Annotated in this window: 12 protein-coding genes; 6 read left to right on the forward strand and 6 right to left on the reverse strand. The window is 53.6% G+C overall.

The features are described from left to right. Positions 1-42: 42 nt before the first annotated feature. Positions 43-513, reverse strand: a complete 471-nt coding sequence (gene argR / locus FVB43_RS03335) for a transcriptional regulator ArgR (protein WP_133844137.1) — start codon at positions 511-513, stop codon at positions 43-45. Positions 514-831: 318 nt separating this feature from the next. On the opposite strand from argR, the gene mdh reads away from it, so the two are divergent. After that, the gene (gene mdh, locus FVB43_RS03340; protein WP_133844135.1) at positions 832-1,767 is read left to right on the forward strand and encodes a malate dehydrogenase; all 936 of its coding nucleotides are present in this window, start codon (positions 832-834) and stop codon (positions 1,765-1,767) included. A gap of 73 nt (positions 1,768-1,840) precedes the next feature. Here mdh and degS read toward each other — a convergent pair whose 3' ends face one another. The 3 genes from degS to zapG all read right to left on the reverse strand — a co-directional run bounded on the left by degS (position 1,841) and on the right by zapG (position 4,901). Next, positions 1,841-2,911, reverse strand: coding sequence for an outer membrane-stress sensor serine endopeptidase DegS (gene degS / locus FVB43_RS03345; RefSeq protein WP_133844133.1), 1,071 nt, complete (start codon positions 2,909-2,911; stop codon positions 1,841-1,843). 82 nt (positions 2,912-2,993) lie between these two features. After that, positions 2,994-4,379, reverse strand: a complete 1,386-nt coding sequence (gene degQ, locus FVB43_RS03350) for a serine endoprotease DegQ (protein ID WP_133844131.1) — start codon at positions 4,377-4,379, stop codon at positions 2,994-2,996. 123 nt (positions 4,380-4,502) lie between these two features. Continuing rightward, positions 4,503-4,901, reverse strand: coding sequence for a Z-ring associated protein ZapG (gene zapG, locus FVB43_RS03355; RefSeq protein WP_133844129.1), 399 nt, complete (start codon positions 4,899-4,901; stop codon positions 4,503-4,505). A gap of 176 nt (positions 4,902-5,077) precedes the next feature. Between zapG and zapE the strand changes: the two genes are divergently transcribed. The 5 genes from zapE to sspB all read left to right on the forward strand — a co-directional run bounded on the left by zapE (position 5,078) and on the right by sspB (position 8,738). Further along, the gene (gene zapE / locus FVB43_RS03360; protein WP_133844127.1) at positions 5,078-6,205 is read left to right on the forward strand and encodes a cell division protein ZapE; all 1,128 of its coding nucleotides are present in this window, start codon (positions 5,078-5,080) and stop codon (positions 6,203-6,205) included. 244 nt (positions 6,206-6,449) lie between these two features. Further along, a complete protein-coding gene (rplM, locus tag FVB43_RS03365; protein ID WP_056231094.1) occupies positions 6,450-6,878 on the forward strand; it encodes a 50S ribosomal protein L13 in 429 nt (142 codons plus the stop codon). Positions 6,879-6,893: 15 nt separating this feature from the next. Then, entirely contained in the window at positions 6,894-7,286 is a 393-nt protein-coding gene (rpsI, locus tag FVB43_RS03370) for a 30S ribosomal protein S9 (protein ID WP_004168023.1), read from the forward strand. A gap of 307 nt (positions 7,287-7,593) precedes the next feature. Further along, positions 7,594-8,235 (forward strand): stringent starvation protein SspA, encoded by a 642-nt coding sequence (gene sspA / locus FVB43_RS03375; RefSeq protein WP_133844125.1) that lies wholly within the window; start codon positions 7,594-7,596, stop codon positions 8,233-8,235. A 5-nt stretch (positions 8,236-8,240) separates the two neighbouring features. Continuing rightward, positions 8,241-8,738 carry a ClpXP protease specificity-enhancing factor gene (sspB, locus tag FVB43_RS03380; RefSeq protein ID WP_133844123.1) on the forward strand — a complete coding sequence of 166 codons (498 nt, stop codon included), beginning with the start codon at positions 8,241-8,243 and terminating at the stop codon, positions 8,736-8,738. Between the two features lie 75 nt (positions 8,739-8,813). Here the strand turns inward: sspB and FVB43_RS03385 are convergent, their stop codons facing one another. Both FVB43_RS03385 and FVB43_RS03390 read right to left on the reverse strand, forming a co-directional pair. Further along, a complete protein-coding gene (locus FVB43_RS03385; RefSeq protein ID WP_133844121.1) occupies positions 8,814-10,571 on the reverse strand; it encodes a sulfite reductase subunit alpha in 1,758 nt (585 codons plus the stop codon). Positions 10,572-10,638: 67 nt separating this feature from the next. Continuing rightward, entirely contained in the window at positions 10,639-16,170 is a 5,532-nt protein-coding gene (locus FVB43_RS03390) for a glutamate synthase-related protein (protein ID WP_167863382.1), read from the reverse strand. Positions 16,171-16,493: the final 323 nt, after the last annotated feature.

A 16,493-nucleotide genomic window follows, 5' to 3' on the forward strand; every position in this document is an offset into this window, starting at 1 on the left:
ATGGACAGCGGGTGTTGCCGCCAGGTTAACGCCAGTGGTGCCTTATAACTCTTGCTCGAAGAGAACCAGCACCGCATCGTAGAGTTGCTTCACCGAGAAGGCGCGTGCAGGCGTAATAAAGATGGTGTCATCTCCGGCGATGGTTCCAAGAATACCTTCTGCTTTACCCAGTGAATCCAGCAGGCGTGCAATCAACTGTGCGGCACCCGGGCTGGTGTGAATCACAACCAGTGCATCGTTAAAGTCGATATCCAGTACCAGGTTTTTTAGCGGACTGGTGGTGGTCGGCACGCCCAGTTCTGCTGGCAGGCAGTAAACCATCTCCATTTTTGCATTGCGCGTGCGCACTGCGCCGAACTTCGTCAGCATACGTGACACTTTCGACTGATTGATATTCTCGAAGCCTTCTTCTTGCAGTGCGCTGACAATCTCGCCCTGCGAGCTGAATTTTTCTTCCTTGAGTAAGGCTTTGAATGCCTTGATCAGGTCTTCTTGTTTTGATGGGTTACGCATAGGTTACCGATAAAAGGGGGTTATCAAGGGATACCCTCAGCGGGATATTACATTAATATGCAATAAAATGAATGTTTATGCAAATGAGAAATCGGGCGCGGAGCCATTCAAGGCCGTCTCCGCAACAGTTTACCAAATTTTATCGGCGAAAAAAAACGTGCTGACGCCGTGCTGAAATGCGCACTTTGTGAACACTTTGTTATAATGTTGAGGTTGTTCCACAACGCGCTAAAGGTGTAATGTAACGCCCAATCACGATGTATTTGTATACTGATTTCCCGGCACATGTAATGTTCAAAAAATAATAAGGAGTTTAGGATGAAAGTTGCGGTCCTCGGTGCAGCAGGTGGTATTGGTCAGGCTTTGGCCCTCCTGCTTAAAACTCAGCTTCCGGCAGGCTCAGAACTCTCCCTCTATGATATCGCTCCGGTTACCCCCGGTGTCGCGGTTGATTTAAGCCATATCCCTACAGCAGTCAAAATTGAAGGTTTCAGCGGTGAAGATGCGACTCCTGCGCTTAAGGGTGCTGACGTAGTGCTGATTTCTGCTGGTGTTGCACGTAAACCTGGTATGGATCGTTCAGATCTTTTCAACGTAAATGCCGGCATTGTGCGTAATCTGATTGAGCAGGTCGCCTCAACCAGCCCAAAAGCACTGATTGGTATCATCACAAACCCGGTCAATACCACGGTAGCGATTGCTGCTGAAGTGCTGAAGAAAGCAGGTGTTTACGACAAAAATAAACTTTTTGGTATCACGACCCTCGATATCATTCGTTCGAACACATTTGTTGCTGCCTTGAAAGGCAAGCAGCCTGAAGAACTCAATGTGCCGGTGGTTGGTGGACACTCCGGCGTGACGATCCTGCCATTGCTGTCGCAGATCCCTGGCGTGACATTTACCGAGCAGGAAGCCGCTGAACTGACGAAACGTATTCAGAATGCGGGTACTGAAGTGGTCGAGGCAAAAGCGGGTGGCGGCTCTGCAACTTTGTCGATGGGCCACGCGGCTGCGGTCTTTGGTTTGTCTCTGGTGCGTGCTCTGAAAGGCGAAAGCAACATTGTTGAATGTGCTTATGTTGAAGGAGATGGCGAGTATGCGCGTTTCTTCTCACAGCCGTTGCTGCTGGGCAAAAACGGTATTGTCGAACGTCGTCCGATCGGTGCACTGAGTGCGTTTGAACAGCAGTCGCTGGATGGCATGCTGGACACGCTGAAGAAGGATATTACTCTCGGCGAAGAGTTCGTTAAGTAACTTACCCCTTCATATATGGCACCCGTAACGGTGCTGTTCACCCCGGCTCTGTCCGGGGTGGATGTCTGTCAAACTACTGCGTCTGATTCTCTTCCGGGTATTCCTGAACCGTGACTGGCAGCGTCATCTTTTTACCCTCACGGCTGATTTCTACGTTAATCACCGTTCCCGGGCGTATTTCCGCCACCTGATCCATCGTTTCCAGCGGTGAAGCCGCCTGAACGTTGTTGACCCGGGTAATCGTGTCATTGACATGAATACCGGCAATATCGGCGGGCCCACCAGCTTTAACATAGGTAACGACGATACCCTGAAGCTGAGGGTGCTCTATTCCTGTCTCCAGCCCACTGGAGCGTCGGAATTCCTGGCCCGTGATACCGATATAGCCACGGATCACCCGACCATCGCGGATCAGCTTTTCCATCACCTTAGTCGCCAGTTTGGTGGGGATAGCAAACCCCAGCCCTTCCGGTGTTTCACCGTTGCTACTTTTATCAAACGATAGCGTATTAATCCCCATCAGTTCACCCAGAGAATTAATCAGCGCACCGCCAGAGTTGCCACGGTTAATCGAGGCATCTGTTTGCAGGAAATCCTGATGACGGGAAGGGCTGAGGCCAACGCGCCCCGTGGCACCGATAATGCCCTGGGTGACGGTTTGTCCGATGTTGTAGGGGTTACCAATCGCCATTACCAGGTCGCCAACGTGTGCGACTCGTTGCGGGTTGATGGGGATCACCGGCAAACTGGAGGCATTGATTTTCAGCACGGCCAGGTCGGTCAGCGTATCTGACCCGACCAGCATGGCTTCAAAGGAGCGTCCATCCTGCAGATTAACGATAATCTGACTGGCATCATTAATCACATGTTTATTGGTCAGGATATAGCCACGAGGATCCATTATTACGCCTGAGCCCAGGACATCTGTTGAGCCGCTGGCGCTGTGGTTATAGACATAGACCACGGCAGGTGCCGCGCGGCGGACCCCGGCATTGTAACTGACAGGTTCTTCACTGGTGGTGCTGGTACTGGAGCTGGAGCGCGGCAACAGGTCGCCCCCAAGCCTGAGGCTCGGTACGGCTACCAGAAGAATACCGGCCACAATCAGGCCAAAGATCACTGAACGCAAAATTTTAAGAAACATGGTCTTAAGCGGTGAATGAAAGAACGACTGGCAGAATAGCATGAGTTACGCAGACACAGTAGCCCGTGTCTGCGCAAGAGGGTTAAGGCAGGAGCAGGTAGATATTCTCTTCACCGCGCATCACGCTCAGTGCCAGTAGCGGTGGTTTTGCTTCCAGCAGTTTACGCAGTTCGGCCAGGTTCTGAACTGGCGTACGGTTGACGCCAACAATCACATCGTCTTTCTGCAGACCAAACTGGGCGGCGGGAGTCGATTTCTCAACCTCATCGACTTTCACCCCTTTGGTGCCGTCTTTGGCCGCTCCATCACTGAGTGTCGCGCCCTGTAAAGCTGGCGTTGTCAGCTCTGCGCCAGCGCTACTCTGGGTGCTGTTATCCAGCTTCACCGTTACGGTGAGTGGCTTAGCATCACGTAACAGGCCGATCTTCACATCCTGGCCCGGCGGGGTGGTGCCGATTTTCACCCGCAGTTCCGCAAAGTTGGCGATGGCTTTACCGTCGACGCTGGTAATGATGTCACCGGCTTTGATGCCTGCTTTGGCCGCGGCGGACTGGGGTAATACTTCGTTGACGAAAGCGCCACGTTGAACGTCGACATTAAAGGCTTTCGCCATCTCAGCGGTCATCTCGGTGCCTTTGATTCCCAACTGGCCACGCTTAACTTCGCCAAACTGCATCAACTGCTGTGCAAGGCCCATCGCCATATTACTGGGGATAGCAAAGCCAATGCCGATATTGCCGCCGCTGGAGGCCAGAATAGCCGTGTTCAGGCCGATCAGTTCACCATTGAGATTCACCAGCGCTCCACCGGAGTTACCCCGGTTGATGGCCGCATCGGTCTGGATAAAGTTTTCCAACCCTTCCAGGTTCAGCCCACTGCGCCCCAGGGCAGAGACAATTCCTGAGGTGGCGGTCTGACCCAGTCCAAACGGATTACCGATCGCAACGGCAAAATCCCCGACTTTAAGCTGGTCAGAGTCGGCAATTTTAACTTGCGTTAGCTTCGTGGCGCCATTGAGCTGGATGAGCGCAATATCGGTCTGCTCATCGTGGCCAACCAGTTTGGCATCGAACTCGCGGCCGTCGCTCAGCTGCACGCTGATTTTGTCTGCGCCGTTAACCACGTGGTTATTGGTCAGCACGTAACCTTTTGCCGCATCAATGATCACACCTGACGCCAGTCCTTCAAACTCTTGTGATTTTTCGTCACCTTGTGCACCATCCTGGCCGTTCTGTTCGAAGAAGCGCTTTAACTGCTCGGGGATCTGTTGCTGTTTGCTGTCGCTCTCGGTTCCCTCAACGTGAACGCTGACCACGGCAGGCAGAACTTTTTCCAACATCGGTGCCAGGCTCGGCAACGGTTGTCCCTGAATCTGGGAAGGCAGCGATGCCTGGGTCGCAGGGACCACGGCCAGATTGACGCCAATACTTAATGCCAGTGCGCTTAACAGAAATGATTTCTTCTTCATCGGGACTCAGCTCTCGCTACCAGGGGAATAAATAAAGGTGTACCCGGAATTGCAGGCTATATGTTGAGTGATACAGGTATGACCGTTCAGAAACGAGAGGGTGCCAGGCACCCCCAATAAAAATTATTTGGCAGCGCGATCGCCACGCAGCAGGCCAGAAGCGCTGTCCGGGTAATCACGCGGCATTTGCACTGGCACCTGATCGTTATCCGCTTCGGATTCGGTCAGCTGATAGGCAAACGGGTTTTTTTCACCCGGCAGGTTTGGCAGCAAGTCGTTCGACCCTTTCGCCATATGCTGATACAGCTGGCGATAGTCGCGAGCCATATTGTCCAGCAGCTCTGCGCTGTGGGCAAAATGATTCGTCAGCTCTTCACGATAGTCAGCCAGCTCGGCTTTACTCTTTTCCAGTTCATACTGCAGGCTGCGTTGCTCACGCAGTTTCTTATTGCCGAAACGCATGGCGACCGCACCAATAATAATCCCAACCACTAACCCAATAAGCGCATATTCCCAGGTCATAATAACTCCCATATTGTCTTCGTTGTTCCGTAGGGCCTTTCCAACTCATACCCGCCACTATAACCGCTAATCTCACGGAAGTGGAATCCTGCGGCAGCTTCGCTTAGTGTAGAACGACTTTTTTTTCGACAATCAACCACCCGGCAAGACCATTTTTCAGGGAATGTGACAACATTATGCAAACGATGTCTCCTCTGGCGCTGTATCAGCAGGCGCTGGAAAACGGCGAGTATCAGGCCGATGACGTACAACGTGCCGCGATGACCCGCTTAGACGGTATCTATCAGGCATTAACCCGTATCAGCCCGCCCGCATCCGCTGCCAGCGGTGGGTTATTCGGTAAGCTTAATAAGCTGCTGGGAAAAAGTAAAAATGATGTTCAGACACCTGCGCGTGGTCTGTATATGTGGGGCGGCGTTGGGCGTGGCAAGACCTGGCTAATGGATATGTTTTTTCGGGCTATTCCTGGCGAGCGCAAGCAGCGACTGCACTTCCACCGCTTTATGCTGCGGGTGCATCAGGAGTTGACCGAGTTGCAGGGCCAAAGTGATCCGTTACAAATCGTTGCCGATCGCTTTAAAGCCGAAACGGACCTGCTGTGTTTTGATGAGTTTTTTGTCTCAGATATCACCGATGCCATGCTGCTTGGCACACTGATGGAAGCGCTATTCAGTCGGGGTATTACGCTGGTTGCGACATCAAACATTCCCCCGGACGATCTCTATCGTAACGGTTTGCAACGGGCACGTTTTATGCCTGCCATTGAGATGATTAAACAGCATTGTGAAATCATGAATGTGGATGCGGGGATTGATTATCGCCTGCGCACGCTGACGTCTGCACACCTGTGGATGACGCCGTTGGGTGAAGAGACGTCAAAAGAGATGGAACGGATGTTTGTCGCGCTGGCGGGTAAGCCGCGGGAACATCATGAGCCGCTCGAGATTAACCATCGTCAGCTGCCGACGCTGGGAATGGCAGAAGGCGTGCTGGCGATGAGTTTTCTTACGTTATGTGGGGAAGGACGTAGCCAGCATGACTATATTGAACTGTCGCGCCGCTTCCACAGCGTATTGCTGTATGATGTGCCGGTGATGATTTACAAGACTGAAGACCAGGCTCGACGTTTCCTGGCGTTGGTGGATGAATTCTACGAGCGTCATGTGAAGCTGGTGGTCTCGGCAGAAACATCACTTTATGAGATTTACCAGGGTACGAGGCTGAAGTTCGAGTACCAGCGCTGTGTCTCCCGCTTACAAGAGATGCAGAGCGAAGAGTACCTGCGGCTGCCGCATTTACCCTGAGCCTCTCATTACGGTGACGTGATGGTAATTTTATCGTAGAAAACGTTCGCTCTTTGCGTGCGAGTTCTCTATAATCTTGCGACCCCACGTTACAGCAAAGGTTTTTTTCCCAAAACTCTTTGTGTTCCAGTAACTCTATCCGAAGGGGTGGGCTTGCTGGTCAAGATGGTCGTGTGAGCTCCAACCGTTTATTCAAGCGTTTGGGATTTCACCAACGTGTAACTTAATTTGGGTAAGCTTTTAGATGAAAACTTTTACAGCTAAGCCAGAAACCGTCCAACGTGACTGGTATGTTGTTGACGCAACAGGCAAAACCTTAGGTCGTTTAGCGACCGAACTGGCTCGTCGTCTGCGCGGTAAGCACAAAGCGGAATACACTCCGCACGTCGATACTGGTGATTACATCATCGTTCTGAACGCTGAGAAAGTTGCCGTAACCGGTAACAAGCGTACTGACAAGATTTATTACCATCACACCGGCTTCGTCGGTGGTATCAAGCAAGCGACCTTCGAAGAGATGATTGCTCGCCGTCCTGAGCGTGTGATTGAAATCGCGGTTAAAGGCATGCTGCCAAAGGGCCCGCTGGGCCGTGCTATGTACCGTAAACTGAAAGTTTACGCGGGCAACGAGCACAACCATGCGGCACAGCAACCGCAAGTTCTTGACATTTAATCGGGATTACAGGCAATGGCTGAGAATCAAAACTACGGCACTGGTCGCCGCAAAAGCTCTTCCGCACGCGTCTTCATTAAGCCGGGTAGCGGTAACATCGTTATCAACCAGCGTTCTTTAGAACAGTACTTCGGTCGCGAAACTGCCCGCATGGTAGTTCGCCAGCCGCTGGAACTTCTGGACATGGTAGGTAAATTTGATCTGTACATCACTGTTAAAGGTGGTGGTATCTCTGGTCAGGCTGGTGCGATCCGTCATGGTATCACACGCGCTCTGATGGAGTACGACGAGTCACTGCGTGGCGAACTGCGTAAAGCAGGCTTCGTTACTCGTGATGCTCGTCAGGTTGAACGTAAGAAAGTCGGTCTGCGTAAAGCACGTCGTCGTCCTCAGTTCTCCAAACGTTAATTTTTTCTGCTCAGGCAGAATCGATTATCGGAAAACCCGGTGCCTGGCGCCGGGTTTTTTATTTTCTTCTAGTGCAAAAAGCGCGAAACACACACCGCTTTACCATTTTCCCCTGCAATTCCGTCTGCGACCCCCCACAAGCTGACTAAAATCTGGTAGACTATGTGTCACTTTGTGCCCATTGGCCGGGCAATGACGCGTGTATCCTGTGTACCAGGAATCGGTCAATCTTCGGGCTGGTGGCAATGATGAGTCGCCACGTGGATGGCTATTCGCAGTAATTTTCTCGATAAACTTGGAGGTTTACATGGCTGTCGCTGCCAACAAACGTTCGGTAATGACGCTGTTTTCTGGTCCGACTGACATTTTCAGCCACCAGGTACGCATTGTACTGGCTGAGAAGGGTGTTAGTGTCGAGATCGAGCAGGTTGAAACGGATAACCTGCCGCAGGATCTGATCGACCTCAACCCGTACCGTACCGTACCCACCCTCGTTGATCGCGAGCTGACGCTGTATGAATCGCGCATCATCATGGAATATCTGGACGAGCGTTTCCCGCATCCACCATTGATGCCGGTGTACCCGGTAGCGCGTGGTGAAAGCCGCCTGATGATGCACCGCGTCGAGCAGGACTGGTACAGCCTGATGCGTAAAGTTGAAAACGGTACCGCGCAGGAAGCTGAAGCGGCACGTAAGCAACTGCGTGAAGAGCTGCTGGCAATCGCTCCGCTGTTCGCACGTACGCCGTTCTTTATGAGCGAAGAGTTCAGCCTGGTTGACTGCTATCTGGCTCCGCTGTTGTGGCGTTTACCGCAGATGGGTATTGAGCTGATTGGTGCGGGTTCAAAAGAGCTGAAAGGCTATATGACGCGTGTCTTCGAGCGTGATTCCTTCCTGGCTTCCCTGACTGAAGCAGAACGTGAAATGCGCCTGCATACGCGGGGCTGATTACGATGGAAATGTCCCAACTTACCGCACGTCGTCCTTATTTGCTGCGCGCTTTTTATGAGTGGTTGCTCGACAACAATCTTACGCCGCATCTGGTCGTCGACATTAATTTGCCCGGCGTGATGGTGCCCCTGGAATACGCCCGCGATGGTCAGATCGTTCTGAACATTGCGCCGCGTGCTGTGGGCAATCTTGAGTTGGGCAATGATGAAGTTCGCTTCAGCGCCCGTTTTGGCGGTGTTCCTCGTCAGGTTTCCGTGCCATTAGCGGCGGTACTGGCGGTTTACGCCCGTGAAAACGGCGCGGGTACCATGTTCGAACCTGAACCGGCGTATGACGAAGCGGGTGAATTCGAGGCATCTGGCGGGCAGGATGTTGCCCCGGAAACGGTGATGTCGGTGATCGATGGTGATCGTCCCGATGACAGCGTTTCTGACGATGAGGGCCCTGATGATGAGCCGCCTCCGCGCGGTGGTCGTCCGGCGCTTCGCGTTGTGAAATAAAAAACGGGCCTGATGGCCCGTTTTTTTTATCCCTGTCTCTGGAGCGAACCGATGTTACGGTTCGCCTCACTTCTCTTAATAGACATCGCGCAGGTAGCGTTTTTCTTTCTTCAGCTGATCGACGTAATCTGCTGCACGTTCCGCAGACATCCCACCAAACTGAGTAATCACCTGATAAAGCGCCTTATCGACGTCTTTAGCCATGCGTGAAGCATCGCCACAGACATAGAAGTAAGCCCCTTCTTCTAACCAGGCAAACAGCTCTGCACCCTGTTCCAGCATGCGAGTCTGCACGTAGATTTTCTCAGCCTGATCGCGTGAGAAGGCTAAGTCCAGGCGCGTCAGTAAACCACTTTCCTGCCAGGTATTCAGTTCATCCTGATAGATATAGTCGTGTTCCTGATGCTGATCGCCGAAGAACAACCAGTTTTTGCCTTTAGCGTTTAACGCTTCACGCTCTTCAAGGAAAGCACGGAACGGGGCAATACCGGTACCTGGGCCAATCATGATCAGCGGAGCATCATTATTGGACGGCACGCGGAACGCTTTATTCGGTGAAATGAAGATCGCAGGTTTTTCACCCCGTTTAACGCGCTCAGCCAGGTAAGTTGAGCAGACGCCATTACGTGCACGGCCTGCGCTGTGATAACGAACGGAAGCGATGGTCAGATGCACCTGATTAGGGTGTGCTTTCTGACTGGACGAAATGGAGTAAGCGCGGTGCTGCAACGGACGCAGCAGGGCAACAAACTCAGGAATACTCAGTGAACGAGTCACATCCAGCTGCAGCAGGTCGAGGGTATCTTTACCCCACAGCCACACACCCAGCGCATCTTTATCGTCATGCTGTAAGACATGACGCAGCTCCTGGTTGGTGGTGTTCTGGCCAACCCATTCGATCAGCTTGCGTGAAGGTTCAGAGATCTCAAACTGGTAGGTCAGCAGGTCGCCCAGACTTCTTTCAAAGCCAGGAACGGGTGTATCGTAGTCTGATTTCAGCTGCGTCAGCAGCAGAGTGACGAGTGCCGGTTCGTTGACCGGGATAACACCCAACGCATCACCCGCTTCGTACTTCAGACCACTGTCGGTCAGATCAAACTCGAAGTGACGAATATCTTTGCCTGAGTTCTCACCGGACAGACGCTTGTTCGTCGCCAGTGCAGCAGCGTAAGGGTTGTTTTTATTGCTGCCAGGGATGACTGGCGCTTCGGGTGCGCTCTCCAGGGCATTACCGCTGCTGCCTGCGCTGGCAGCAAACTGTGGCATGGAGCTGGCGATCCATTCGTTAGACGGCTCTTCATAGTCGATATCGCAGTCGATGCGGTCATAGACACGTTTTGCGCCCAGCTGCTCAAGACGCATATCGATAAATTTACCTGCCTGACAGAAACCGTCGTAGCCTGTATCGCCAATCGCCAGTACCGCAAAGTGCATCTGTTCCAGACGTGGAGCTGTGCTGGCAGAGATAGCCTGCCAGAACAGCTGCGCGTTATCTGGCATTTCACCTTCACCGTAGGTCGAGGTGATCACCAGCACGTGACGCATGGTCGCGAACACGTCGATATCGACTTCGCCCAGACCCTGAACGACAGGCACCAGGCCTTTCGCACGCGCTGCTTTCGCGGCGCTCTGTGCTAATGCTTCCGCATTACCCGTCTGGGAACCAAACAGGATGTGAAGCTGGGTCGTTGCTGCGGAGGCGGCAGAGCCTGCCGCCTGCGGCTGATTTTCCAGCACCAGCAGGCGTGAATGTAAACCAGCAAGGAAGCCTGCCAGCCAAAATTTCTGCTCACCATTAAACGGTGCATCTTCAGGAATATAAGGAATCTTCATCGCTTTTATCTACTCAATCCCGTTTGAATACTCGTTATAGAATATTAGTTTCTGTTCTTATCAATAATCAGGCTAATTTGCCGACTGCGGCAGCCAGTTCAGGCAGTGCAGCACGAGCAAACAGCTCTTCAAAGTCAGGCAGTCGTCCCAGTACTTCTCTGTTGCATGCATCCTGATACATGATCCAACCGTACGTCGCCAGACTGTCCATTGAACGGATGTTACGTTGCGTCAGCGCGGCTTTATAATCGGTCATGCGCTTCGCACCAATCAGGCAGGAAAGCTCTTCATCACTGTAGCTTTCAATGGCCGCGCGACCGTGGCGCTGTAACTTGCTGATCAGCGTGAAATCCTCGGTCATCAGCAGGTTACGTACCGCTTTCTCAACTGCCGGGTCTTCCACTGAAGTACCTTTCGGCAGACGCGAAAGTGCCAGCTGTTGCGCAGAGCTGAGGACGGTGTAGTTGTTTAACAACACCAGCATCTCGGGGGTATCCGTTGCGCCGTAGCCCGGAACCGCACCATTGGCGATGGCTTTACCTTCACGCCATGCCGCTTTAAATTTCGCGACCTGATGACCGGCAAGTGCGGTAGAGAGTTCTTCAAGCAAATCCTTACGGGTTTTCGCTTTCAGAATTTCAGCACCATCCTGATACAGCAACAGGGAACGCGGCATCACGTAAACGAAATGCTGGCTCTCTGTTTCCCAGTGATCAAGCAACCACTGAGCACGCGGAGAAGAGGTCGCTTCCAGATGCCAGTTCAGCATGGTAAGTACCGCTTCTTTATGAACGCGTGCCATCTCGTTGTCATCGGTGATGGAACCCAGCATCACGGAATCACCGGCAGCAGAACCCGCCAGCGTGCCGTACGGGTCGTACTGGTAGGCGAAACCGCCGCTCATGCCATTACCAAACCCAGTACCGTACGTACCAAGGTTAAGCACCGCACCGTTCGTCATATATTCGCAGCAGAAATCACCGACGCCTTCAACAACCGCAGTCGCACCGGAGTTACGCACGGCAAAACGGTCACCCGCCTGGCCTTGTGCGTACAGACGCCCGCCGGTGGCACCGAACAGGGCAAAGTTACCGATCAACACGTTGCCTTCCGCGTCCTGTGAGCCGCCGCCAGGCGACATCACCACAATCTCCCCGCCGCACTGGCCCTTACCCACACCGTCGTTACAGGTGCCGTAATGTTCCAGGCGCATGCCATCGTTACAGAACACGCCGTAGGACTGGCCAGCAGAACCGGAGGTAGAGATAGTGATCGTCGCCGGTGCCAGATAGCGGCGCCCGCGATCGTCCAGCAGCGCGGCCGGAATACGGCTCAAATGCTCAGCGTTCAGTGTATGGTTCAGCAGGCGCTCAATGTCGATAGCCAACTGACCGCCCACGCTCTTGTTACGGTTGTTCAGTGTGATCCCTGCGCCGAGCTTGATCTCAGTGGATCCCTGGCTGACCAGTTGATCGTTCAGCAGATCAATCCAGCCGTTATCCAGCTCAAAATCTTTTTCCAGATAGACCGGACGGGCGATTTTCAGCTCGGGCACTACGGTCAACATGGCACGCAGGTCCAGTTTGCCGACTTCCAGTGGGTGATCCATCAGGTGCAGCAGATCGGAGCGGCCACGGGCTTCGCGCAGTGAACGCAGGCCGAGACGCGCCAGCATTTCACGCACTTCATGCGCAACGTTGATAAAATACTGCGCCAGCTGGCGCGGATCGCCATCAAAGGCTTCGGCATTGGTGGTCAGGCCTGCCGGGCATTTCACGTTACAGTTTTTCGCCATCACACATTTCAGCATCATCAGTGCAGTGGTACCGAACTCGAAACTGTCGCCGCCCAGCAGCGCGGATTTCACCACGTCGCTACCTGTCTGCTGTGCGCCAGAGCAGCGCAGCAGCACTTTTTCACGCAGGCCGTTGGCACACAGCGCCTGATGCACTTCGGCGATGCCGATTTCTGCCACGCGCCCGGTGTATTTCAGGCTGGTGACCGAGGCTGCCCCGGTTCCCCCGGTGTTACCGGCAACGTTGATGACATCGGCACCGGCTTTCGCCACGCCAACGGCAATGGTGCCGATACCTTCAGAGGAAACCAGTTTGACGATGACACGCACACGCGCCGCTTTACAGTCGTGGATCAGCTGCGCCAGATCTTCAATCGAATAGGTGTCATGGTGCGGAGGAGGTGAAACCAGCTCCACGCCCGGTGTACCACCACGTGCCGCCGCGATTTCTACCGTCACTTTGGCTGCCGGTAACTGGCCGCCTTCACCCGGTTTTGCGCCCTGGCCAATCTTGATTTCCAGCTCTTCGAGCATAGGGTCAGCCAGATAGGCGGCCCAGACGCCGAAACGACCGGATGCCAGCTGCTTGATACGTGAAGCACGAATGGTCCCATGGCGTGAGTAGTGTTCACCGCCTTCACCGCAGTTACTCATGCCGCCCACCATGTTGGTGCCGTGAGCAACGGCTTCGTGTGCCGGGGCGACCAGCGCACCGTGGCTCATCGCGCCAGAGGCAAAGGTACGGGTAATTTCGTGAGCGGGCTGCACTTCACTCAATGGCAGTGCCGGAGAGATCGTGAAGATGCGTGACAGATAATCTGCTGCTTTTCCGGTTGCCGTCAGGTGCAGAGCATCCGCCGCCACTTCGACATGCTGAATCGCGTCACCAAAGCGTTTTTTCAGGACGACGGAGAGCGTGGTCAAACGGTCATACTCGCTTTTCAGGCCGACGATGGCATCAGTCAGGCGCAGCGTAAACCGATCGTCGCTGCCTTCTGTCGCTTCACACTCCAGCCCACGCACGGCAAAGCCGTTGTTGACCAGCGAGTAGCGTCCCAGCTTACGGGTGAATTCTGCTTCACTGTCCACGTGCGTTAAGTCTGCCGGCAGGGCGAGAATATCACGCAGGGCCGCCGGGCGACGTTTACGCTCTTCCAGCATCAGGCTGGAGAACTGGCGGTAATCAGCGGTGATGGTGAAGTTATCGATCACCTCATTCGGGATGCGTTCGAAGCTGCTGTCAGTAAAGGACTTCGCTTTGATATTGAAGGCATTATCCAGCTTGGCCAGCGTCATCAGGCGGATAAAATTATCCTCCTCACGGGCTTTGTCGGTAAAGCGGATAGGCTGCTCAGTCATATCGATAAAGGTACGTACGGCAATGGTTCCGTAAGAGTGGCCTGCACCTTCTGCACGCTCTTTAAACAGCCCCAGCAACGGTACGTCAGACTCGCCCTGAATGCGCAGCGCACTCTGGTGCCAGTCAACGGCCATCTGCGCGATGGTGGCAAAGCCAGCGCCGCCCACCGGGGTTTTGATATTCGGGAAATACTTCTTCAGCACGCGATCTTCGGTATCCAGGAAATTCGGTTCAAAGAATTCGCCACAGCTGTAGCTTTCAACGGTACACAGACCCACTTTACCCATGGTTTTCATCAGGGCTTTTTCAGCGGCTTTGGCATAGCGTTTAAAGGCTTTATTACCTTCTTCGCCTTCACCGTACTTCTCTTCAGCACGCATCTGAACGCCGAGCGGATAAACCGCCGAAGCACCGAAACCGAGGGTAGCGGCAATGTGATGTGAAGAGATGCTCTGACCGCTTTCCACCACCAGTGAGACATCAAGACGAAGGCCTTCCTGCACCAGGCGTTGGTTGATCGCCGACACCATCAGCAGCATCGGGATAGCCGCACGCGTCGAGGAAATATGGCGGTCAGTAATAACGGCGATGCCGCCCTGTTCACGGGCAAAATCAACCACATCCTGCGCCAGGGCATCAATGGCTTTTTCCAGCGCATCAGCATTGGCCGCACGGCTTTCAAGATCGGTTCCGATAACTGGCTCGTAGAGCATTTCAAAACGGGCATAAGGTGCCACGGTCTGCTCGCGCAGCTGCAGCATATCCAGATGCGTCAGAATCGGTGTTGGAACCACAATCTGGTGGCCTTTACTGCGCCCGAGATGCGGTTTAGCGCCTAATGCTACGCGCAGCGTCATGCCGTCCACTTCACGGATAGAATCCAGCGGTGGGTTAGTGACCTGGGCAAAGCGCTGGGAGAAGTAGTGCGCCATGCCGCCTTCGTGATCGGACAGGGCGTTAATCGCGTTGCCGTAACCCATCGCTGAAATTTTCTCAGCGCCGGTGGTCAGCATCGGATCCATCATGAATTTGAAGCTTTCCTGGTTGTAGTAGTAAGCCACAAAACGCTGATAGGTTTTGAGGTCACCGCTGTAACGCAGAGGCGAGCCTTGTTGCTCTGCCGGAATAACCGGGAGTTCCTGTAATGTGACGCGCGACTCTGCCAGCATAGCCGGATAGTCAGCCACCGCAGCCAGTTTCTCCAGCGCTTCGATGGTGGTGTAGCTGCGTTTTTCACTGTGATCGTAATAGAGCATCCCGCCCGCTTCGATACGGCCACGGCGCAGTACGCTTTCCGGTGGGAAGGCGATCTGGCCCGCTTCCGACATCGCACCAATATATTCAGCGGTTTCGACAGAACGCAGGGGACGCAGCCCCAGACGGTCAAGACGCGCACCAATCACTTCGCCGTTACCGAAGATCAGAGCGGCCGGGCCGTCATTCTTCTCTTCGTACAGTGAGAAATATTCCAGCATCGCACGTACTTCAGCAGACAATGATGGATCGTTTTCCCATGCTGGCGGCATCATCGATACCACGGCGGTGATCAGGTCCAGGTTATCTTCCATCAGGCGGCTGTGGATGCTCTGGTCAAGACGGGAGCTGTCTGACTGGCCTTTTGGACGCACGATCTTCTTACCGCGTGCCAGCGCAAGTGCAGATTCTGCAATGCGGTTTTTACGGTCAGTGTTCAGTTCACCGTTGTGCGCCATCAGGCGGAACGGCTGTGCCATGGTGGTGTGCGGGTCGGTATTGGTGGAAAAACGGGTATGGAAGAACAGACCGCGCACCTGGTGGTCAGCATCGGTCAGATCCTGGAAATAAGGAATCACTTCATTGGAGTTCAGACGTGCTTTAAATACCTGCGTGCGCGAGGAAAGCGACAGCGGATAGAGTCCGCCAAATTCACTTTCAGTAAAGGCGCGGGCTTCGATGTCCAGCAGGGCACGGTAAATGCGTTTTTCAAAATCAATCTGGTTAGTCACATCGGCCGGGGCAGTAAACACCCATTGCGCGATAGGCAACTGGAACTGAATCGCCGCCGGGCGCAGCACGCTGTTATCCAGCGGCATATCGCGCTTAACGATGATCGTCAAATCATAGGCGGCCAGCGTTTCTTCGACCAGGCGCTCGGCGTTGGCTCGTAGCGCACTGTCTTTCGGCACAAAGAAGTTACCGACGCCATAACGGCCCGCTTCCAGCGGCAATCCGGTAATTTTGCGGAAAAAGTGCAAAGAGAGGTCAACGTTGACGCCAGCGCCATCACCCACGCCTTCGGCTGACATACCCCCGCGATGAGGAACGGTGCACAGGGCATTGTGTGCCATCTGCAGAACCTCATGAGTTTGCTCGCCGTCCTTACGAGTAATGAAACCTACGCCACAGCTATCACTGTCTTTTGATGGATCATACAAGCCATAGGGATAAGGTTTTGAGTTGGACATTGAGGGCCTCCTTAAACTGCTTTTGACATTACCACTGTTCTTCAGGCACAGAGCGCTACGGGCAGTCTTCTCTGGCTCTGTATCATTTTATGCCGCTAAAACGCAGACACCGTGACTCCGAACATTCCATTGATGGACATTTGTTTAAACGTCCTTGAATGAGTTGCTCACGAAATTCCGGGTCTCAAATTGGAGATAACTTGCATCACGAGGGAGTCTACTTGCTGCATAGATATGCCGAGACACTGGCCCGTTAGGAAAGCTTCCAGCGGATTTCCAACTTATCGGGAAAGCGTACTCAGGTCAAATAGCGATCTTACTTA

The sequence above is a fragment of the Erwinia rhapontici genome, from assembly GCF_012271765.1.
Taxonomy (GTDB): Bacteria; Pseudomonadota; Gammaproteobacteria; order Enterobacterales; family Enterobacteriaceae; genus Erwinia; species Erwinia rhapontici.